At 68.4% G+C, this 6,194-nt stretch carries 5 protein-coding genes and 2 pseudogenes; 6 read left to right on the top strand and 1 reads right to left on the bottom strand.

Annotated elements, in window-relative coordinates; genetic code table 11:
- The first annotated feature begins 209 nt into the window (after positions 1-209).
- From ACFHW0_RS31335 to ACFHW0_RS31310, 6 genes and pseudogenes are all read left to right on the top strand, one after another.
- Positions 210-608, top strand: a complete 399-nt coding sequence (locus tag ACFHW0_RS31335) for a hypothetical protein (RefSeq protein WP_416613239.1) — start codon at positions 210-212, stop codon at positions 606-608.
- A gap of 14 nt (positions 609-622) precedes the next feature.
- Positions 623-1,081, top strand: coding sequence for a SitI3 family protein (locus tag ACFHW0_RS31330; protein ID WP_416613238.1), 459 nt, complete (start codon positions 623-625; stop codon positions 1,079-1,081).
- 554 nt (positions 1,082-1,635) lie between these two features.
- On the top strand, positions 1,636-2,388 hold the full coding sequence (locus tag ACFHW0_RS31325) for a formylglycine-generating enzyme family protein (RefSeq protein ID WP_416613237.1): 753 nt from the start codon (positions 1,636-1,638) through the stop codon (positions 2,386-2,388).
- 394 nt (positions 2,389-2,782) lie between these two features.
- Positions 2,783-3,546: pseudogene (locus ACFHW0_RS31320) on the top strand (DUF4352 domain-containing protein).
- Between the two features lie 128 nt (positions 3,547-3,674).
- On the top strand, positions 3,675-4,016 hold the full coding sequence (locus ACFHW0_RS31315; protein WP_416613236.1) for a nucleotide pyrophosphohydrolase: 342 nt from the start codon (positions 3,675-3,677) through the stop codon (positions 4,014-4,016).
- Positions 4,017-4,234: 218 nt separating this feature from the next.
- Positions 4,235-6,058: a DNA/RNA helicase domain-containing protein gene (locus tag ACFHW0_RS31310; protein WP_416613235.1), complete on the top strand. Its 1,824-nt coding sequence runs from the start codon at positions 4,235-4,237 to the stop codon at positions 6,056-6,058.
- A 40-nt stretch (positions 6,059-6,098) separates the two neighbouring features.
- Here ACFHW0_RS31310 and ACFHW0_RS31305 read toward each other — a convergent pair.
- Positions 6,099-6,194 (bottom strand): annotated as a pseudogene (locus ACFHW0_RS31305) (RidA family protein); the annotation flags it as partial.

Below are 6,194 nucleotides of genomic sequence, written 5' to 3'. Positions count from 1 at the left end.
CCAACTGGGGTCGGCGGGAAACTGACCGGGGCTGGCGGCACCACCCGGCCAGCCCCACCACCACAGACCCCGCCCCCACCGTCACCACGGCGGACGACACCGACACCGCCGACCACGATCTGAAGCCTTGGACCAAATCCGCCACCGGCACCCTCGGCGGCGAACCGACCGGACCACGCACCCGGATCCCCCCGAAGGAGGACAACAACGTGCGGCGTTCACTGGAGTTGGAGAACCAGTGCGCCGACATCGTCGCCGACAGGGGATACCAGGTCCACCAGAACCCCACCAAGCAGGAAATCGCCGAGGCACGATCCCGTACGGGCGACACCGGGGAAGTAGCCAAGGATCCGGACTATCTGATCGAGGGCCTCGTGTTCGACTGCTACTCCCCCAGGCCGTCGAGAGCGGTGCGAGGAATCTGGACAGGAGTCTCCGATAAGGTGGCCAGTCAACAGACGCAACGCGTGGTGCTGAACCTTCACGACTGGCGCGGAAACCTCGCCGCCCTGCAGCGGCAGTTCGACGACTGGCCGATACCCCGCCTCGAAGAACTGGTGGCGGTGACACGCAGCGGCGCGCTCATCGAGATCGTGCGGCGGAACTGAGGAGGGCGGCAACCTTGGCCATCGAGTATCAGCTGACGCTGGCGGGCGATGTCCCGATCGAGCGGGTAGCCAACCTCGCCGCACCCGAAGCCACCGAGCAGCCGACCGAGCCCGGTCGTCCGCGACTGTTCCGCGCCGACCTCGACGAGCGGCACGGATACGCGGTCGCCGTCTACTCGGGCAGCAACGGCTACTACGACGCGGAGGACGACGACGGATCTCAGTGGGAATGGGAGCCCGACCAGTACGTCAACATCAGCTTCCGCATGCGCAAGAACCAGCCGTCAGAGGCGGGGGTTCGGAACATGGTGGCGGCCGTGGCACGAGTTCTCGCCAGCCGGAGCGAGGACGCGGCGCTGATGCTCGACGGGAACTGGCTGCTCCTGACGCGGGCCGGAGGGATTCTCCGCAAGCACAGGCCATCGTGGTGGGAGCACTACGACGTAGCCGACATCCTGACCGAACGAGCGTAGACAGTGCCGCTACGACCTCGACCGTGACGGCGACGGCGTCGGCTGCGACGACTGAACGCCAATGGGCCACAAGCGTCGACAGCGGCGGCCAGCGCGCAGCAGCAGATCGCAGAAGAGCTGATGGCGTACGTGCCGCCTTTCCCCGCGAACGTGAGCAGTCGCCGGGGTCCCCGGCGAGCAGGTCCGGATCAACAGCGTCTTCGCCGTTGACGAGCGAGGGCGGGTCTTCGCGCTGAACCAGGCCGGCGAGTGGCTTTCAGCGAGGACATCGACGCCGCGTTGGCCACCCTGCCGCTCGGCCGGGCGCCAACCCGGGTACGCGACGACGGCACCTGGTGAGCGGGCCGCAGCGGGCAGGTGCCACAACGGCGGGCCGGTCGGCGCCAGCAGCCGGGGCACGTCGTCGACCCTGCTCGCACTCTTGCGCACCGCTGAGGAATTGCAGGACTGGGCGACACCGTGTTGCGAAACGTGCTGCTCTTGGGCTAGATCGTCTCGTCTGACTGCTTGGCACCGCCCCGGGCACAACGCCTCGGCTGCTAGCGTTCGGCGCCATGTGGACCGAGGAGATCGTGGCCGGGCGTCGGGCCCTGCGGCACACCGCGTCCGGCGTGGTGTTTCGTGAGGTGCCGGGCGGGACCTTCCGGATGGGGCTGTCCGAGGCGGAACTGGAGGCCGTACGCGCCATCGAGCGTAGTGGAGGAGTCGAGGACACGCTCGGGCCCTTCTTCGCCGCCGCCAAGGACGCCCAACCCGTGCGGGAGGTGCGGGTCGAACCGTTCCTGATCGCCCGCCACCCACTGACGGTCGCGCAGGTCCGGCACTGGCTGCCCGACTACGAGGACGACTACGCCGACGAGGACTCCGGCACGGCCCGGCTCGAGGACGACCTGGACGACCTGCTCGACGCCCTGCCGTTCCGGCTGCCCAGCGAGGCCGAATGGGAGTACGCGGCCCGCGCCGGCACCACCACGCTGACGTTCCTCGGCGACGACAAACCCGACGAGGATCAGCTCCTCGACGACTTCGGCGACGAGGAGCGAACCGCCGCCGGGGAGAATCCCTTCGGCCTGGCGGCGATGGGTTCGGCTGGTGAGATCTGCGCCGATGTGTGGATCCCCGGTTTCGCGGACGCGCCGGCGGACGCCCGGCCACGCACCGGCGACGGACCCCGCACCGTACGCGGCGGCGCCGCCGACCTCTACCCGTGGCAGGGCTGCGACGAGTGGCTGCTGCTGCTCTCCGCCACCCGGTACGAGCACTCCGAGTTCAGCGGGGTCCGCCCGGCCGCACCGCTGCCACGGTAGGCCGCCTCCTGGCTGGTTGACGGGAGGTCTGCTCGCGTACCGCCACGGCAACAGGCTGCGGTAGGCGTGTGAGGGGCAGGTCGTCTCGGTGACGAGGAGCGCGGACAAGGAGCAACGACTCTTATCAGACGCGGGGCCGCGTACGGTCGTTCCTCACCATATGGGCGGCAGCGTGCCGCATTCGTCGCGACGGTCCTCCCCCGAACAGAGAACCAGTTCCCCTATTCAGTAGCCGCCCGCCCACCGCGACCGGTCACCAGTGGGCCGGTCAGCCACTTTGGGCCCACGACGTTGTCGTCGACCTGACAGTGATCGAATTCGCCATGGCGTCCTCAGTACCGTTCACAGGACTTGCGCGGTGGGTGCCGCGCGGACTACCTGTGGGGACAGAAGCATGACCGATCCTGGCCAGCCGAGCCAGAACCAGCCGTACGCAGGCCCGCCCGACAACGGGGGTCCGCCCTACGGCCCGCCCACTGTGGCGTATCCCGCCACGCCCGTTCCACGGAAGCGGCCGGCCTGGCTGATTCCCACGCTGATCGGTTTCGGCGCCATGGTTGCGCTGTGCTGCGGCGTCGGCATGGTTGGCGCGGTCCTCGGCGATCCCGAGCCGGCAGGTGTGTCGTCGAGCGCAGGGCCGAGCAACGCAGCGGATCCAGCCCCGGCCAAATCGTCGCCCGCACCGTCGGCCGTCGCGACCCCGCCGGCCGCGGCCCCGGTCAAGCCGAGTCCGCCGAAGCCAACCGGCCCGAAGGTGTACCGCGTTGGTGACAAGGTCCGCGGCGGTGACTTCGAGTTCACCGTCAACAGCGTCAAGTGCGGTATCTCGCAGGTGGGCGACTCGTTCCTCAACCGCAAGGCGCAGGGCGTGTTCTGCAGGGCCAACATCTCCGTCAAGAACGTCACCAAGTCGGCTCACCTGTTCCACGCCGACGGCACCGTGACCGCCCAGGACGCAGCCGGTCGCGAGTACGACGCCGACGGCACGGCCGGATGTACGGCAACAACGATGCCAGCGGTTTCCTCGACGAGATCAACCCTGGCAATTCCGTTCGCGCCAACGTCTTCTTCGACGTCCCGAAGGGCACGAAGTTGAAGACGATCACCTTCGATGCGGGGCTCTTCACGTTCGCCGAGGACGCGGTCGTCAACCTGTGACAGAACGGTCGGGCTCGGTGGATCGCGGGCCTGACCGTTCCACCGTCATCGCAGCCGACCAGACCGGCCCTCGTAGGCACGACCTCTTGTGCAGGACGGGTCACGATTCGCGTGAGAAGATCGCGCGAATGGATCCCTTGACGGCACGCCTACGCACGTTCGCAGACGAGCGCGACTGGCAACGGTTCCATACGCCCAAGAACCTGGCCATGGCGCTCGCCGGCGAGGTGGGTGAACTGCTCGCCGAGTTTCAGTGGCTCACGCCCGAGCAGGCCGTCGAGGTGATGTCCGACCCGGAGGCCGGCGCCCGGGTCAAGGCTGAAATCGGGGACGTCATGGTCTATCTGACGCGACTCGCCGACGTGCTCGGCATCGACCTCGTCGAAGCCGCCTTGACCAAACTCGACGAGGTGGCCGTCCGCTATCCGGTGGATCGGGTGAAGGGCTCAGCCGCGAAGCCGCGGTCCTGATCGTGGCGTTGAGTTGATCTCTTCGCTACAGTCCCTCTCATACAGGCGCGTAACGACGGGCTTCCGGCTGTGGCCGGACACGCCCCCCATGCGCACGATCAATTCGTGCTGCCCGGGGGCAAGTGTTGTCAGCGTTTCGCACCTCCGCCAATGGCCTGCTCCGGCTGGCCAGCAACGGCACTCTGGCCGACCGGATCGCGGATCATCTCCGTCACAACGTGAGTGCGAGTGAGCGCCGGTCCTGGTCCCGCAGCCTCCTTGTGCTCGGGCAGGATCTCGCCGATGCGGGGCTGGGGCAGGTCGAGGTCCTGGTCGAGTACCAGCTTCCCCTGACCAGCAAGCGGGTCGACGTGGTGCTGGCCGGCGTCGACCCGAGGACAGCCGAGGACTCCTACGTGGTCGTGGAACTGAAGCAGTGGTCCCAGGCGGAGTCGTACGAGGGCTCTGACCGGCTCGTCCTGGTCGAACATGCCCGAGGTCCGCGACTGCACCCCGGGATGCAGGTCGGCGACTACTGCGAGTACCTCACGGACTTTCTCGGTGTCCTCGCCGACCGGCGCAGTCCGGTCCGCGGTGCCGCGTACCTGCACAACGCCGTCGACCGGGACGTCAACGATCTGTTCGCGCGACGTCCCACCGAGCAGAGCCGGATCTTCACCAAGCAGCGCCGCGGCCAGTTCCTCGACTACCTCCGCGCGCACCTGGCGCCCGCGCCGGGCGCGCCCGCCGCGGACCGCTTCCTGACCAGCTCCGTCCGACCCAGCAAGCACCTTCTGTCGTACGCGGCCCAGGAACTGAAGGAACGCTCGCACTTCACGCTGTTGGACGAACAGCGCCTGGCGTACGAACTGGTTCTGCACTCGGTGGAGCGGGCCCGGTCGGCGGACCGCAAGTCGGTCGTGGTCGTCGCGGGCGGGCCGGGCAGCGGCAAGAGTGTGATCGCCCTGTCGGTGCTCGGCGAACTGGCTCGGCGGAACCGGTCGGTGATGCACGCCACCGGCTCGCGGTCGTTCACCCAGACGCTGCGCCGTTACGCCGGCAGGGGCTCCACCCGTATCAAGAACCTGTTCGCCTACTTCAACAGCTTCATGGCCGCGGAACGCAACGGGTTCGACGTGCTGATCTGCGACGAGGCGCACCGGATCCGGGAGACCTCGGTCAACAGATTCACGCCGAAGGCCAAGCGGGAGAAGGCCCGCCCGCAGATAGACGAGCTGATCGCCGCCGCGCGGGTGCCGGTGTTCCTGCTCGACGAGCACCAGGTGGTCAAGCCCGGCGAACTCGGCAGCGTCGACGTCATCTCCCGCCATGCCGAGAAACTCGGCTTGGAGGTTGAGGTGGTCTCGCTGCACGACCAGTTCCGTTGCGGCGGCAGTGAGGCGTACGAACAGTGGGTCCTCGACCTGCTCGGCCTCGACGACGGCGAGCCGGCGCTCTGGACGGGCGACGGCCGCTTCGACTTGCGGCTCGCCGACTCCCCGGAGCAACTGGAGACGTTTCTCGCCACGAAGCAGGCGGCCGGCGAGACGGCACGGATGTCGGCGGGGTACTGCTGGCCGTGGAGCGAACCGCGCCCGGATGACACCCTGGTTCCTGACGTGCAGGTCGGCGGCTGGTCCCGGCCCTGGAACGTCAGGAGCGACCGCAGCGTCGGCGACGCGCCGGGCAGCGCGTTCTGGGCCACCGACCCCAACGGATTCGGTCAGGTGGGCTGCGTCTACACCGCTCAGGGCTTCGAGTACGAGTGGTCGGGGGTCATCATCGGCCCGGATCTGGTCGCCCGCGACGGCCGGCTGGTCACCCGGCGCTCCGCGTCGAAGGATCCGGCGTTCCGCAGCCGTAAGACGCTCAGCGACGCCGAGGCGGACCGCCTGATCCGTAACACCTACAAGGTGCTGATGACGCGGGGCATGCGCGGCACGTTGCTCTACTCGACCGACCCGGAGACGCGGGAATGGCTGGCCTCGCTGGTCCGCGTGGAGCGCGGTCTGGAGACGGTCTACGAAGGCTCGTTGTCCTCAGGGAGCCTCGGCTCACCTTGAGGCCCGCCAGCGGCACCGGAGGCCCCTGCTCACCGGCAGGTCAGGGCAGTACGGCTACGGCCTGGATCTCGATGAGCAGGTGCGGGTGGGGTAGTTGGTGCACGGCGACGGTGGTGCGGGTGGGGCCGGTGGCGTC

It is taken from the genome of Micromonospora sp. LOL_025, assembly GCF_048060285.1.
Taxonomy (GTDB): Bacteria; Actinomycetota; Actinomycetes; order Mycobacteriales; family Micromonosporaceae; genus Micromonospora.
Note: the sequence above shows the minus strand (reverse complement) of the source record. Positions and strands in the feature narration are given on the sequence as shown.

What these genes read in the sequence shown, in the direction of transcription:
- ACFHW0_RS31315 (WP_416613236.1), top strand. Translation starts at nt 3,675, where the DNA reads ATGGATCCCTTGACGGCACGCCTACGCACGTTCGCAGACGAGCGCGAC.
- ACFHW0_RS31325 (WP_416613237.1), top strand. Translation starts at nt 1,636, where the DNA reads ATGTGGACCGAGGAGATCGTGGCCGGGCGTCGGGCCCTGCGGCACACC.